Origin of the sequence: Streptococcus sp. FDAARGOS_256 (genome assembly GCF_002289235.2) — a bacterium.
Taxonomy (GTDB): domain Bacteria; phylum Bacillota; class Bacilli; order Lactobacillales; family Streptococcaceae; genus Streptococcus.
In genome coordinates this window covers 1,310,978-1,324,613 of record NZ_NTGM02000001.1, presented here as the reverse complement: position 1 = coordinate 1,324,613, position 13,636 = coordinate 1,310,978, and the positions used below count along the sequence as shown (strand labels likewise).

Here is a 13,636-nt window from a genome sequence, read left to right as displayed (position 1 = left end):
ATAGAAAGGGAAGAAATAGTGGTTGATGTAAATCGTTTTAAAAGTATGCAAATCACCCTAGCTTCTCCAAGCAAAGTCCGTTCATGGTCTTATGGAGAAGTCAAGAAACCTGAAACAATCAATTACCGTACGTTGAAACCAGAACGTGAAGGACTCTTTGACGAAGTCATCTTTGGTCCTACAAAGGACTGGGAATGTGCTTGTGGTAAGTACAAACGCATTCGCTATAGAGGGATTGTTTGTGACCGCTGTGGGGTTGAAGTAACGCGTACGAAAGTTCGTCGTGAGCGTATGGGGCACATCGAGTTGAAAGCTCCTGTATCTCACATCTGGTATTTCAAGGGGATTCCAAGCCGTATGGGCTTGACCCTTGATATGAGTCCTCGTGCCCTCGAGGAAGTTATCTACTTTGCGGCTTATGTGGTGATTGATCCGAAGGATACACCACTTGAGCACAAGTCTATCATGACAGAGCGCGAATACCGTGAGCGCTTGCGTGAGTATGGTTATGGTTCATTCGTTGCCAAAATGGGTGCCGAAGCCATCCAAGACCTTTTGAAACAAGTAGATCTTGAAAAAGAAATTGCCGAACTCAAAGAAGAGTTGAAAACAGCTACTGGACAAAAACGTGTCAAAGCCATCCGTCGTTTGGATGTTTTGGATGCCTTTTACAAGTCTGGAAACAAACCTGAATGGATGATTCTCAACATCCTTCCAGTTATTCCACCAGACCTTCGTCCAATGTTGCAGTTGGATGGTGGCCGTTTTGCCTCATCTGACTTGAACGACCTTTACCGCCGTGTTATCAACCGTAACAACCGCTTGGCTCGTTTGCTTGAGTTGAATGCACCAGGTATCATCGTTCAAAATGAGAAGCGTATGCTTCAAGAAGCGGTTGACGCTTTGATTGATAATGGTCGTCGTGGTCGGCCAATCACAGGACCAGGTAGCCGTCCATTGAAATCATTGAGCCACATGCTTAAAGGGAAACAAGGACGCTTCCGTCAAAACTTGCTCGGTAAACGTGTTGACTTCTCAGGACGTTCCGTTATCGCCGTTGGTCCAACTCTTAAGATGTACCAATGTGGTGTGCCACGTGAAATGGCAATTGAGCTCTTTAAACCATTCGTCATGCGTGAAATCGTTGCTCGTGACATCGTGCAGAACGTCAAAGCGGCTAAACGCTTGGTGGAACGTGGTGATGAACGTATCTGGGATATCCTTGAAGAAGTAATCAAAGAACACCCAGTACTTTTGAACCGCGCACCGACCCTTCACCGTTTGGGTATCCAAGCTTTCGAGCCAGTCTTGATCGATGGTAAGGCCCTTCGTTTGCACCCGCTTGTCTGTGAAGCCTACAATGCCGACTTTGACGGGGACCAAATGGCCATCCACGTACCGCTTTCAGAAGAAGCCCAAGCAGAAGCTCGTATCTTGATGCTCGCTGCTGAGCATATCTTGAACCCGAAAGATGGTAAACCAGTTGTTACTCCATCTCAGGACATGGTTTTGGGTAACTACTACTTGACCATGGAAGAAGCTGGTCGTGAAGGTGAAGGAATGGTCTTCAAAGACCGTGACGAAGCGGTTATGGCTTACCGCAATGGTTATGTTCACCTCCATTCACGTGTTGGTATCGCGACAGATAGCCTCAACAAACCTTGGACTGAAGAGCAAAAACACAAGGTCTTGCTGACAACAGTTGGTAAAATCCTCTTCAACGACATCATGCCAGAGGGTCTGCCTTACTTGCAAGAACCAACAAATGCTAACTTAACAGAAGGTGTTCCAGCTAAGTACTTCTTGCCACTAGGTGGAGATATCAAGGAAGCAATCAGCAATCTTGAACTCAACCCTCCATTCAAGAAGAAAAATCTTGGGAATATCATCGCTGAAATCTTCAAACGTTTCCGTACGACAGAAACTTCTGCCCTACTTGACCGCATGAAGAACCTCGGTTACCACCACTCAACTCTTGCAGGTTTGACAGTGGGTATTGCCGATATCCCAGTTGTTGAAGACAAGGCTGAAATCATCGAAGAATCACACAAACGTGTAGAACAAATCACCAAACAATTCCGTCGTGGTATGATTACAGACGACGAGCGCTACAACGCTGTTACAGCTGAATGGCGTGCTGCTCGTGAAAAATTGGAGAAACGTTTGGTTGCCAACCAAGATCCTAAGAACCCAATCGTTATGATGATGGACTCTGGAGCCCGTGGTAACATCTCAAACTTCTCACAGCTTGCCGGTATGCGTGGTCTGATGGCTGCTCCGAACGGACGTATCATGGAATTGCCAATCCTTTCAAACTTCCGCGAAGGTTTGTCAGTACTCGAAATGTTCTTCTCAACTCACGGTGCCCGTAAAGGTATGACCGATACGGCCCTTAAGACAGCCGACTCAGGTTACTTGACTCGTCGTTTGGTTGACGTTGCCCAAGACGTTATCATCCGTGAGGACGACTGTGGAACAGACCGTGGTCTCTTGATCCGTTCTATCGCAGAAGGAAAAGAGATGATCGAGTCTCTCGAAGAACGCCTCAACGGTCGTTACACTAAGAAAACTGTTAAACATCCAGAAACTGGTGCAGTGATCATCGGTCCAAATGAGTTGATTACAGAAGACAAGGCGCGTGAAATTGTCAATGCTGGTGTGGAAGAAGTGACTATCCGCTCTGTATTTACATGTAACACCCGTCATGGTGTCTGTCGTCACTGTTACGGTATCAACTTGGCGACAGGTGATGCGGTTGAAGTTGGTGAAGCAGTTGGTACAATCGCTGCCCAATCTATCGGGGAACCTGGTACACAGCTTACAATGCGTACCTTCCACACGGGTGGGGTTGCCTCAAATACCGATATCACTCAGGGTCTTCCTCGTGTCCAAGAAATCTTTGAAGCCCGCAATCCTAAAGGGGAAGCGGTCATCACAGAGGTCAAAGGACAAGTTACTGCCATCGAAGAAGACGCGTCAACTCGTACTAAGAAAGTCTTCGTTAAGGGTGAAACTGGCGAAGGTGAGTACGTGGTACCATTTACAGCCCGTATGCGTGTTGAAGTTGGAGACCAAGTCTCTCGCGGTGCAGCTCTTACAGAAGGTTCTATCCAACCAAAACGTCTCCTTGCTGTTCGTGATGTCTTGTCAGTTGAAACTTACCTTCTCGGTGAAGTACAAAAAGTTTACCGTAGCCAAGGGGTAGAAATCGGTGACAAACACATCGAGGTAATGGTTCGTCAAATGATCCGTAAAGTTCGTGTCATGGATCCAGGTGACACAGACCTCCTCATGGGTACCCTCATGGACATCAACGACTTTACAGATGCTAACAAAGATGTTCTTATCGCAGGTGGAGTCCCAGCGACTGGTCGCCCAGTTCTTATGGGAATCACCAAAGCCTCACTTGAAACCAACAGTTTCTTGTCAGCGGCTTCCTTCCAGGAAACAACTCGTGTCCTTACAGATGCGGCCATCCGTGGTAAGAAAGACCATCTCCTTGGACTCAAAGAAAATGTTATCATCGGTAAGATCATCCCAGCAGGTACTGGTATGGCTCGCTACCGTAACCTTGAACCACAAGCTATCAATGAAGCAGAATATCTGGCTCCAGAACAAGAAGAGGCAGAACTTGCTCCTGTAGAGGAAGTTGTGGAAGTCCAAGTTGAAGAAACAGTAGAATAAAAGCAAACAAGAGAACCTTTGGGTTCTCTTTGCTTTATTTCAGAAAATTTTCCCACTTTTTCATAAAGTATGGTAGAATAGAAGAACTAAAATGCCAAGGAGGTGTCCATATGGAACAAACATTCTTTATCATTAAGCCAGATGGTGTGAAAAGAGGGCTGGTTGGCGAAATTCTGCAAAGAATGGAACAACGAGGTTTCAAACTCGAAAAATTAGAGTTGCGTTCAGCAGTTTCAGAAGATTTGATTGACCAGCACTATCAAGACTTGGTTGAAAAAAGTTTTTATCCTCCTATCCGTCAGTTTATGACTTCAGGACCAGTAGTGGTGGGCATTCTATCAGGTCCGAAAGTGATTGAAACTTGGCGGACCATGATGGGGGCTACTCGTCCAGAAGCAGCTCTGCCAGGAACTATCCGAGGAGATTTTGCTAAGGCTGCAGGAGACAATCAAGCCATTCAAAATGTAGTTCACGGCTCCGATTCGGAAGCTTCTGCAAAACGTGAAATTGCTCTCTGGTTTAAGGATTAGACTGGTAAAAGAACAGTTCTGCGCACAACAGAGCTGTTTTTTGGTCAGTTGAGCACAAAAAAAGGACACTTGAGGCGGAAACAATCATTTCAAACTCCTCAAAAGGTATAATCCCATATAGGGAGGGAAAAGAAATGGTAAAATCAATTCGCCTATTGTTACTGATTGCAGTCATCCAGATTAGTTTTAGTAGTTGTCTATTATGGAAAGAATCCTTTTTATCTTTAAAACAGACCAATGCTTATTTTTTGATTTTGATAGTAGGAATTTCTGTTTTGTGCGCTGGGATAAATTATTTCCATACAGCAGACCAGTCTAGACATAGTATTTTACATGTTCAAAAGAAAGTGAGTCTTGTTTATTGCCTCCTTTTAGTAGTCAATCTTTTGGCAACCTGTCTGGTTCTCTCAGAAAGCATCCAAACCACTAGCAAATTGCAGCAGGAATTGGTTGACCTCTTTTTACCCTCCTTCTTTTTCTTGCTAGGAGTAGATCTATTGATTTTCTTACCTTTTGATAAAATTTTTCGAGATATAGAAAATTACCTAAATAAAAAGAAAACAGTCGTCATTTCCGTTCTAGCTACGATGGTTTTCTTGAGGAATCCCTTAGTGATTTCCTCAATTCTCATTTATATCAGTGTTGGTTTTCTATGCGCACGTTTCCTTTTTCCAAAATGTATTCAAAGGGAAATCTCCTTTTATGGACACCTGATTCGGGATATCCTGTTTGTTTTTTCAATAGTTGTATTCTTTTAAATGGAGGAGAATTTTTCAAAATTGTTATAGTAAGTTCATAAAGAAAATTCACACAAAAGAAAACTTTTTGGTATAATAGTAGCATGCACACAAAAAATGAAGAAGAGCTTCTAGCTCTCGGAGAAAGATTAGGTCAGTTGCTTCAAAAAGACGATGTTCTGATCTTGACTGGAGAGTTGGGTGCGGGTAAAACAACCTTTACAAAAGGCCTTGCCAAGGGCTTGGATATCCGTCAGATGATTAAAAGTCCAACCTATACCATTGTCAGAGAGTACGAAGGGCGTTTGCCACTTTACCACTTGGATGTCTATCGTATCGAAGGTGATGCTGATTCTATTGACTTGGATGAGTTTCTCTTTGGTGGTGGTGTGACTGTTATTGAGTGGGGGCATCTTTTGGGTGAAGATTTACCAGATTCTTACTTGGAATTGGAAATCTTGAAAGAAGCTGAGGGTCGTTGTCTTCATTTTACGGCTCATGGCTCTCGGGCTGAACAACTCATCAAGGAGCTTCAAGATGGAGTATGAGTTGTGTATTCGTGAGGCAGAGATTTCAGATGCTACAGCCTTAATTGCATTTTTAGATTGTGTCGGTCAAGAGACGGATTTTACCAGCTTGGATGAAAATGGTATCATGATGACAGCTTCTGAAATGGCTCTTTTTATCGAAAAACAAGCTGGATCAGAGAATCAAATTACTCTCCTCGCCTTACTGAATGATGAGATTGCAGGAGTCTTAAATATCACAGCGGACCAACATTTAAGAGTTCGACATATCGGCGATGTTTTTCTAGCAGTTCGCAGGAAATTCTGGAACTAAGGCTTGGCGACTATACTTCTAGAAGAAGGCATTGAGTGGGCGAAAGTCAGTGGCGTCCTGCGCCGTTTGCAACTCAGTGTACAAAAACGAAACGAGGCTGCGATCCACCTCTACTCAAAAATGGGATTTATCACAGAAGGCTTACAAGAAAGAGGAGCCTATTTAGCAGAAGGGATATTTTTAGATGTTTGTCTTATGGGCAAGCTGATAAATAAATAACGAGATGATTAAAAAATTAATTGGAATGGTGCTAGGTTTCCTAGCAGTAACAGTTTTAGGTGTAGCGGTTTATGGCTATACCATCTACCAACAGGGAACAGAAACCCTAAGTAAAAAGACTTACAAAAAAATCGGGGAAGAAACCAACGTTATCGAAGCGACGGAGCCTCTGACCATCCTCTTGATGGGGGTAGATACGGGAAATGTGGAACGTACAGACCCGTGGGCGGGAAATAGTGATTCCATGATTCTCCTGACGGTTAATCCCAAAACAAAGAAAACCACAATGATGAGTTTGGAACGGGATATTTTGACCAAGATTGAGACTGGAAACGGTCAAGTTCAGGAAGCCAAACTCAATGCGGCCTATGCTAATGGTGGTGCGGAACTTGCAATTTCTACTATTCAAAAGATGATGAATATCCACATTGACCGCTATGTGATGGTTAACATGCAGGGGCTTCAACAATTGGTGGATGCGGTTGGTGGAATTACCGTCAACAATACACTCGGTTTCCCAATTTCGATTGCTGACCAAGAGGAGTTTAATAAGATTTCTATCGGTGTTGGAGAACAAACCTTGAATGGGGAGGAAGCTCTGGTGTATTCACGGATGCGTTACCAAGACCCAGAGGGAGACTATGGTCGTCAAAAACGTCAACGTGAAGTTATTCAAAAGATCGTTGAGAAGGTTTTGAGCCTAAACAGTGTGAGTCATTATCAAGGTATCCTCAAAGCTTTGAGTGATAACATGCAGACCAATGTGGACTTGTCAGCTAAGAGCATTCCACAATTGCTCGGCTATCAAGATTCCTTCAAGAATATCGAAACGCATCAATTGCGTGGGGAAGATGCTGAGCTACAGGGAATTTCTTATCAGATTGTCACTTCAGAACATATGCTCGAAATGCAAAATCTCTTGCGTAGTTCGCTAGGTAAAGAGCCAGTGACAGAATTGGAAACCAATGCGGTACTGTACGAAACAGCCTTTGGTCGGACAGCACCTTCAACCAGTACGAACGCTTCAAACGAAGAAGCAGAATAAGAAAAGAATCAAATCGTGGGAAATTTCCTGCGATTTTTTCAAAAAAATTCGAATAGATAAGTAGGAGGAAACATGAAAGCAGAAATTATTGCTGTTGGAACAGAAATTTTAACAGGGCAGATTGTCAATACCAATGCTCAGTTTTTATCAGAGAAACTAGCCGAAATCGGGGTAGATGTCTACTTCCAAACAGCTGTTGGAGATAATGAAGCTCGTCTTTTGTCCTTGCTTGAGATTGCGAGTCAACGTAGTAATCTTGTGATTTTGACAGGGGGCTTGGGACCAACCGAGGATGATTTGACCAAACAAACCCTGGCAAAATTTTTGGGAAAAGATCTAGTGTTTGACCCTCAAGCGCAAGAGAAACTGGATATTTTCTTTGCTCATAGACCTGACTATGCTCGGACACCGAATAATGAGCGCCAAGCCCAAATTGTAGAAGGGGCGACTCCACTGCCAAATGAGACAGGTTTAGCAGTAGGAGGGGTGTCAGAAGTGGATGGCGTGACCTACGTGGTCCTCCCAGGACCACCTAGTGAATTGAAACCCATGGTCTTAAATCAACTCTTACCCAAGTTAATGACTGGTACCAAGTTATACTCACGAGTGCTCCGTTTCTTTGGAATTGGGGAGAGTCAGTTGGTGACCATTTTGGCGGATTTGATTGACCATCAAACCGATCCGACCTTGGCGCCGTATGCCAAGACGGGAGAAGTGACCTTGCGTTTGTCTACAAAAGCAGTTAGTCAAGAAAGGGCTGATCAAGCACTGGATATCTTAGAAAATCAAATCTTGAGTCGCCAAACTTTCGAGGGAATTTCTCTACGAGACATCTGTTATGGATATGGGGAAGAAACCAGTCTCGCAAGTGTCGTTGTAGAAGAGCTAAAGAAGAGACAGAAAAGCATTACTGCGGCAGAAAGCTTGACGGCAGGTCTCTTTCAAGCGACATTAGCAGACTTTTCGGGCGTCTCAGCAATCTTTAATGGCGGTTTTGTCACTTACAGCCTAGAAGAAAAGTCCAAGATGTTGGATATTTCCGAGCAAGAGCTAAAAGAACACGGGGTTGTTTCTGGGTTTACGGCTCGAAAAATGGCAGAGCAGGCACGGATCAAGACTCAGTCTGATTATGGAGTTAGTTTGACGGGTGTGGCAGGGCCAGATAGCCTAGAGGGGCATCCAGCTGGTACAGTTTTTATTGGATTGGCACATGCAAAAGGGACAGAGGTGATCAAGGCCAATATTGCAGGACGGAGTCGAGCAGATGTTCGACATATTGCGGTCATGCATGCCTTTAACCTAGTTCGCAAGGCTTTATTAAGTGACTAAATTTTGGTATAATGAAAGATAGGTCTAAGGACCAGTAGAATATAGGAGAACAAAATGGCGAAAAAACCAACAAAAAAATTAGATGAAATTGGGAAAAAATTTGGAGCAGACCGTGAAAAAGCATTGAACGATGCTCTTAAATTGATTGAGAAAGACTTTGGTAAAGGCTCAATCATGCGCTTGGGTGAGCGCGCGGAGCAAAAAGTTCAAGTGATGAGCTCAGGCTCATTGGCTCTGGACATTGCTCTTGGTTCAGGTGGTTATCCTAAAGGACGTATCATCGAAATCTATGGACCAGAATCATCTGGTAAGACAACGGTTGCCCTTCACGCTGTTGCGCAAGCACAGAAAGAAGGTGGTATTGCAGCCTTTATCGATGCGGAACATGCTCTTGACCCAGCCTATGCTGCAGCCCTTGGTGTGAACATTGATGAATTGCTCTTGTCACAACCAGACTCAGGAGAGCAAGGTCTTGAAATTGCTGGAAAATTGATTGACTCAGGTGCAGTTGACCTCGTCGTTATTGACTCAGTTGCAGCCCTTGTACCTCGTGCGGAAATTGATGGGGATATTGGAGACAGTCACGTTGGTTTGCAGGCTCGTATGATGAGCCAGGCCATGCGTAAACTCGGAGCTTCTATCAATAAAACCAAGACAATTGCCATCTTTATTAACCAGTTGCGTGAAAAAGTTGGGGTCATGTTTGGAAATCCAGAAACAACACCTGGTGGACGTGCTTTGAAATTCTACGCTTCAGTCCGTTTGGATGTTCGTGGAAGCACACAAATCAAGGGAACTGGTGACCAAAAAGATACCAATGTCGGTAAGGAAACCAAGATCAAGGTCGTGAAAAACAAGGTGGCTCCACCATTTAAGGAAGCCTTTGTTGAAATCATGTACGGAGAAGGGATTTCTAAGACTGGTGAGCTCTTGAAGATTGCAAGTGATCTCGATATCATCCAAAAAGCGGGAGCATGGTACTCTTACAAGGGTGAAAAAATCGGACAAGGATCTGAAAATGCTAAGAAATACTTGGCGGATCACCCAGAGATTTTTGATGCCATTGACCACCAAGTTCGTGTTCAATATGGCTTGATTGAAGATGAAGAAGGGACAACTCCTACCTCTGTCGCAGAAGATCTAGCACCTAACCAAGAAGTAACACTTGACCTAGGCGACGGACTTGAAATCGAAATTGAAGATTAAAAATAAAAGCGGAGAAGTCTTTCTCTGCTTTTTATGTTTAAATATTAAGTCTCCATAAGCTTCAAAAGCGTAATAAAAGAGTATTTAATCAAAAAAATTAAATCATTCTATAAAAAGGAGACTACTATAATGGAAAAACGCCTTGTTCGAAACGTACAAGACAAAAAGATTGCTGGTGTTTGTGCTGGTATCGGTGACTACTTTAACATGGACCACACACTTGTTCGTGCACTTTGGATTATCTTCACCCTACTTGGTGGTTCTGGAATCTTAGCTTATGCTATTCTCTACTTCCTTCTTCCGGAAGGCAATGCAGAAGCTTAAGCCATAGAGAGAATAAAAGTTTATTCTGATCAGTTGAAAATAAAAAATGCATGTAATCGTAGATTACATGCATTTTTATATGTAGCTTCTATCGAAAAAGAGAGGTTCTTCACTGGATGGATAAGTCCTGTTTAATGGTCACTAAAACGACGATACTCTATATGAAAGTCAAAATAATGTTCATTCTGTAGCTTTTGGAAGATGTCGCGATAGGCTTCTTCGTCAAAATAGTCGCCACGGTAGAGAATTTCAAAACTCAAACCTTCGTACTCTAGAAAAGCATTGGCTGTTTTGAAACCATTTTGGCGGTAGAAGTCCATGCGTGCCTTTCTCTGCTCCAAGTTATCGCATTCTTCGTCCAATCGCTCGACTTCCAATAACATGGTTCGCTGGTAAAAATCAGTCAGCTTTTCGATGATTTCTTTTCCATATCCGTGGCTTCTCAAGTGGGGCATGATGGCAAAAAAGCTGATATAAAAAGCTTTTTGATTGGAGATGGCAAAAGCAAAGCCGACAAACTCTTCTTGGTTATAAAAGGCAAAAAAGTGAGCGTCTTCTCGGTCCTGATAGCGTAAAAACTCTGACAGAGGAACTCGTTCTTCCTCGGGAAAAGCTTCTTTGTTTAGCTTTTCAACCTTATCCAGATCAGGAAATACATCGGTAATTAATTGACTGGTCAAACTCATAAATGACCTCCTTTTCTTGATTATAGCAAATTGTCTCTCTGTAAGCAATTGATTGCAAACTTAGTGATAGAGCCTTGTCGCTCCTTTAGAAAGCTGATATAATAGCTTTATGAATAAGAAACGATCCGTGGACTTGATACATGGTCCTATTCTTCCTGCGCTGTTAAGCTTTGCCTTTCCAATCTTGCTGTCAAATATTTTCCAACAGCTCTATAATACAGCTGACGTCTTGATTGTTGGACGATTTCTTGGTCAAGATTCCTTGGCAGCAGTAGGGGCGACAACTGCCATTTTTGACTTGATTATAGGCTTTACGCTTGGTGTTGGCAATGGCATGGGGATCGTCATTGCCCGCTATTATGGGGCTCGGAATTTTACAAAGATCAAGGAAGCAGTAGCAGCTACCTGGATTTTAGGTGCTCTTTTGAGCATTGTGGTCATGCTGATGGGATTTGTCGGTCTGTATCCACTCTTGCAATATTTAGATACTCCTGCAGAAATCCTTCCTCAGTCCTATCAATATATTTCTATGATTGTGACCTGTGTAGGCGTCAGCTTTGCCTATAATCTCTTTGCAGGTTTGTTGCGGTCCATTGGAGACAGTCTAGCAGCTCTTGGATTTCTGATTTTTTCTGCCTTGGTCAATGTGGTTCTGGATCTCTATTTCATTACGCAACTGCATCTGGGAGTTCAATCTGCGGGGCTTGCTACCATCATCTCGCAAGGCTTATCAGCTGTTCTCTGCTTTTATTATATCCGTAAGAGTGTTCCAGAACTGCTCCCTCAACTCAAGCATTTTAAATGGAACAAGGCCTTGTACGCGGATCTTTTAGAACAAGGTTTGGCCATGGGTCTGATGAGTTCGATTGTGTCCATTGGTAGCGTGATTTTACAGTCTTCTGTTAATACTTTTGGAGCAGTGATTATTAGCGCCCAGACAGCGGCTAGACGCATTATGGCCTTTGCTCTGCTTCCAATGACGGCTATTTCTTCTGCCATGACGACCTTTGCTTCTCAGAATCTTGGGGCCAAGCGACCAGACCGCATTGTTCAAGGACTTGGTATTGGGAGTCGCCTGAGCATGTCCTGGGCAGGTTTTGTTTGTATCTTCCTCTTTTTTGCCAGTCCTAGTTTGGTTTCTTTCTTGGCCAGTTCGACAGATACTTACTTGGTAGAAAATGGTAGCCTCTACCTGCAAATCAGTTCAGTCTTTTATCCGATTTTGAGCCTCTTGCTGATTTATCGTAATTGCTTGCAGGGCTTGGGGCAGAAAGTCCTTCCTCTAGTTTCCAGCTTTATAGAACTCATCGGGAAAATCGTTTTTGTGGTTTTGATTATCCCTTGGGCAGGCTATAGGGGGGTTATCCTTTGTGAACCCCTTATCTGGGTTGCCATGACTACACAACTGTACTTTTCACTTTTCCGCCATCCCCTGATAAAAGAAGGCAAGGCAATCTTGGCAGCCAAAGGACAATACTAGCTGGGTTTGCTGAACAAAATCCATTTCCTCTAGTGAAAATCGAAAAAACTTGTGTTATAATAAGAAAGATTAAAATGTGAAAAAAGGAGATTCCTAATGGGACGTAAATGGGCCAATATCGTAGCCAAGAAAACGGCTAAAGATGGAGCTAACTCTAAAGTATATGCAAAATTTGGTGTAGAAATCTATGTAGCAGCTAAAAAAGGTGATCCAGACCCAGAATCAAACACTGCTTTGAAATTCGTTATCGACCGTGCGAAACAAGCCCAAGTGCCAAAACACGTTATCGATAAAGCGATTGATAAAGCAAAAGGAAACACAGACGAAACCTTTACAGAAGGACGTTACGAAGGTTTTGGACCAAATGGTTCTATGTTGATTGTGGATACCTTGACTTCAAACGTTAACCGTACCGCAGCCAATGTCCGTGCAGCTTTTGGTAAAAACGGCGGAAACATGGGTGCTTCAGGTTCAGTTTCATACCTCTTTGATAACAAGGGTGTGATCGTATTTGCGGGTGAGGACGCTGATGCAGTCTTTGAGCAATTGCTAGAAGCAGATGTGGATGTGGACGATGTAGAAGCAGAAGAAGGAACAATCACGGTTTACACAGCTCCAACAGACCTTCACAAGGCTATCGTTGCCCTTCGTGAGTCTGGTATCGAAGAATTCCAAGTGACTGAATTGGAAATGATTCCTCAGTCAGAAGTGGAATTGTCAGGTGATGACCTTGAAACCTTTGAAAAACTTTACAGCGTTCTTGAAGACGACGAAGACGTACAAAAGATCTACACAAACGTAGATGGATTCTAATAGAAAAACGAACAGTTTTACTAGCTGTTCGTTTTTTTGATATTTGAACCTAGACTCTGGTCCCAGAATCTGAATCTTTTTGCTGCTGGCTTCCTCCTAGGCCTACAGCTATTTTATGAACGAGTAAGAGCTGTCCATTGTCCTGTTTTGCAAAAGTTAAGGTAACGGTCTTAATCTTGTCACCAATGGATATATAGGTGATTTTTCTCGTATCGTACCCTCCGATAGTGGAGTCAAACTCGGAGTCTGGTAGTCCGTGTTTTTTGATAATATCCTTGTAGTTGGTACCACCTTTTCCTTTGTTGTCAAGGTCACCTTCGATTAAGGCGTCGAACTGTTCTCGGGTCCAGGTGAAGGTATCTTCTTCCTCCTCCTCTGGGATGGAATAGGTGCTATCATCTGTCAAGTCGCTCTCTTCTTCGCGTTCCATTGAGGCACTGGCCTCGCTGTAGGAACGGTTAAACTCCCTAGCAAACTCTTTGTAGACATTAGCGTACAGTACCTGGGCCGTAAAGAAAAGTACAACAGAAGCAATTGCTAGGGATGTTCCGATAATGGCCATCGTTTTCCGTTTTTTAAGGTTGACGATAAGGCCGATAATGCCCAAGATCAAAGCGACAATAGCGATGAAAAATGATAGATAGTTAATAAATGGGATCCAGGATCCTAAAAGTGCGATGGCTCCAAAAATAGTTGCTAAGATTCCTAAAACTCTTTGTTCTTCTGGTTTCATTTGAAAGCTC

12 protein-coding genes and 1 pseudogene are annotated in these 13,636 nt (G+C 43.3%); 11 read left to right on the top strand and 2 right to left on the bottom strand.

The genetic code is table 11. From position 1 onward, the window contains the following. The first annotated feature begins 18 nt into the window (after positions 1 to 18). The 9 genes and pseudogenes from rpoC to A6J84_RS06505 all read left to right on the top strand — a co-directional run bounded on the left by rpoC (position 19) and on the right by A6J84_RS06505 (position 9,914). A complete protein-coding gene (rpoC, locus tag A6J84_RS06545; RefSeq protein WP_185758122.1) occupies positions 19 to 3,684 on the top strand; it encodes a DNA-directed RNA polymerase subunit beta' in 3,666 nt (1,221 codons plus the stop codon). Positions 3,685 to 3,794: 110 nt separating this feature from the next. Then, a complete protein-coding gene (gene ndk / locus A6J84_RS06540; RefSeq protein ID WP_049520826.1) occupies positions 3,795 to 4,214 on the top strand; it encodes a nucleoside-diphosphate kinase in 420 nt (139 codons plus the stop codon). Between the two features lie 134 nt (positions 4,215 to 4,348). Then, the gene (locus A6J84_RS06535) at positions 4,349 to 4,972 is read left to right on the top strand and encodes a hypothetical protein (RefSeq protein ID WP_000240910.1); all 624 of its coding nucleotides are present in this window, start codon (positions 4,349 to 4,351) and stop codon (positions 4,970 to 4,972) included. Positions 4,973 to 5,055: 83 nt separating this feature from the next. Next, on the top strand, positions 5,056 to 5,499 hold the full coding sequence (gene tsaE / locus A6J84_RS06530; protein WP_095726285.1) for a tRNA (adenosine(37)-N6)-threonylcarbamoyltransferase complex ATPase subunit type 1 TsaE: 444 nt from the start codon (positions 5,056 to 5,058) through the stop codon (positions 5,497 to 5,499). Beyond that, positions 5,489 to 6,010: pseudogene (locus A6J84_RS06525) on the top strand (GNAT family N-acetyltransferase). Before tsaE ends, A6J84_RS06525 begins: the two are co-directional and overlap by 11 nt. A 4-nt stretch (positions 6,011 to 6,014) precedes the next feature. Continuing rightward, positions 6,015 to 7,055 carry a biofilm formation/cell division transcriptional regulator BrpA gene (brpA, locus tag A6J84_RS06520; protein WP_000592175.1) on the top strand — a complete coding sequence of 347 codons (1,041 nt, stop codon included), beginning with the start codon at positions 6,015 to 6,017 and terminating at the stop codon, positions 7,053 to 7,055. A 72-nt stretch (positions 7,056 to 7,127) separates the two neighbouring features. Beyond that, the gene (locus tag A6J84_RS06515; protein ID WP_042902935.1) at positions 7,128 to 8,384 is read left to right on the top strand and encodes a competence/damage-inducible protein A; all 1,257 of its coding nucleotides are present in this window, start codon (positions 7,128 to 7,130) and stop codon (positions 8,382 to 8,384) included. Between the two features lie 54 nt (positions 8,385 to 8,438). After that, the gene (gene recA, locus A6J84_RS06510) at positions 8,439 to 9,590 is read left to right on the top strand and encodes a recombinase RecA (RefSeq protein WP_001085517.1); all 1,152 of its coding nucleotides are present in this window, start codon (positions 8,439 to 8,441) and stop codon (positions 9,588 to 9,590) included. Between the two features lie 129 nt (positions 9,591 to 9,719). Next, the gene (locus tag A6J84_RS06505; protein WP_000415527.1) at positions 9,720 to 9,914 is read left to right on the top strand and encodes a PspC domain-containing protein; all 195 of its coding nucleotides are present in this window, start codon (positions 9,720 to 9,722) and stop codon (positions 9,912 to 9,914) included. 131 nt (positions 9,915 to 10,045) lie between these two features. Here the strand turns inward: A6J84_RS06505 and A6J84_RS06500 are convergent, their stop codons facing one another. Then, the gene (locus tag A6J84_RS06500; RefSeq protein ID WP_095726284.1) at positions 10,046 to 10,600 is read right to left on the bottom strand and encodes a GNAT family N-acetyltransferase; all 555 of its coding nucleotides are present in this window, start codon (positions 10,598 to 10,600) and stop codon (positions 10,046 to 10,048) included. Positions 10,601 to 10,709: 109 nt separating this feature from the next. Between A6J84_RS06500 and A6J84_RS06495 the strand changes: the two genes are divergently transcribed. Further along, positions 10,710 to 12,080 carry an MATE family efflux transporter gene (locus A6J84_RS06495; RefSeq protein ID WP_095726283.1) on the top strand — a complete coding sequence of 457 codons (1,371 nt, stop codon included), beginning with the start codon at positions 10,710 to 10,712 and terminating at the stop codon, positions 12,078 to 12,080. A gap of 96 nt (positions 12,081 to 12,176) precedes the next feature. Beyond that, entirely contained in the window at positions 12,177 to 12,893 is a 717-nt protein-coding gene (locus A6J84_RS06490; RefSeq protein ID WP_000532893.1) for a YebC/PmpR family DNA-binding transcriptional regulator, read from the top strand. A gap of 49 nt (positions 12,894 to 12,942) precedes the next feature. Here the strand turns inward: A6J84_RS06490 and A6J84_RS06485 are convergent, their stop codons facing one another. Then, positions 12,943 to 13,626, bottom strand: a complete 684-nt coding sequence (locus A6J84_RS06485; RefSeq protein WP_095726282.1) for a CD20-like domain-containing protein — start codon at positions 13,624 to 13,626, stop codon at positions 12,943 to 12,945. Positions 13,627 to 13,636: the final 10 nt, after the last annotated feature.

Excerpts from the sequence above, each read along its gene's own strand:
- ndk (WP_049520826.1), top strand. The coding sequence starts at position 3,795 with ATGGAACAAACATTCTTTATCATTAAGCCAGATGGTGTGAAAAGAGGG.
- recA (WP_001085517.1), top strand. The coding sequence starts at position 8,439 with ATGGCGAAAAAACCAACAAAAAAATTAGATGAAATTGGGAAAAAATTT.
- A6J84_RS06485 (WP_095726282.1), bottom strand. The coding sequence starts at position 13,626 with ATGAAACCAGAAGAACAAAGAGTTTTAGGAATCTTAGCAACTATTTTT.
- A6J84_RS06490 (WP_000532893.1), top strand. The coding sequence starts at position 12,177 with ATGGGACGTAAATGGGCCAATATCGTAGCCAAGAAAACGGCTAAAGAT.
- A6J84_RS06505 (WP_000415527.1), top strand. The coding sequence starts at position 9,720 with ATGGAAAAACGCCTTGTTCGAAACGTACAAGACAAAAAGATTGCTGGT.
- tsaE (WP_095726285.1), top strand. The coding sequence starts at position 5,056 with ATGCACACAAAAAATGAAGAAGAGCTTCTAGCTCTCGGAGAAAGATTA.
- A6J84_RS06500 (WP_095726284.1), bottom strand. The coding sequence starts at position 10,600 with ATGAGTTTGACCAGTCAATTAATTACCGATGTATTTCCTGATCTGGAT.
- A6J84_RS06515 (WP_042902935.1), top strand. The coding sequence starts at position 7,128 with ATGAAAGCAGAAATTATTGCTGTTGGAACAGAAATTTTAACAGGGCAG.
- A6J84_RS06495 (WP_095726283.1), top strand. The coding sequence starts at position 10,710 with ATGAATAAGAAACGATCCGTGGACTTGATACATGGTCCTATTCTTCCT.
- brpA (WP_000592175.1), top strand. The coding sequence starts at position 6,015 with ATGATTAAAAAATTAATTGGAATGGTGCTAGGTTTCCTAGCAGTAACA.
- A6J84_RS06535 (WP_000240910.1), top strand. The coding sequence starts at position 4,349 with ATGGTAAAATCAATTCGCCTATTGTTACTGATTGCAGTCATCCAGATT.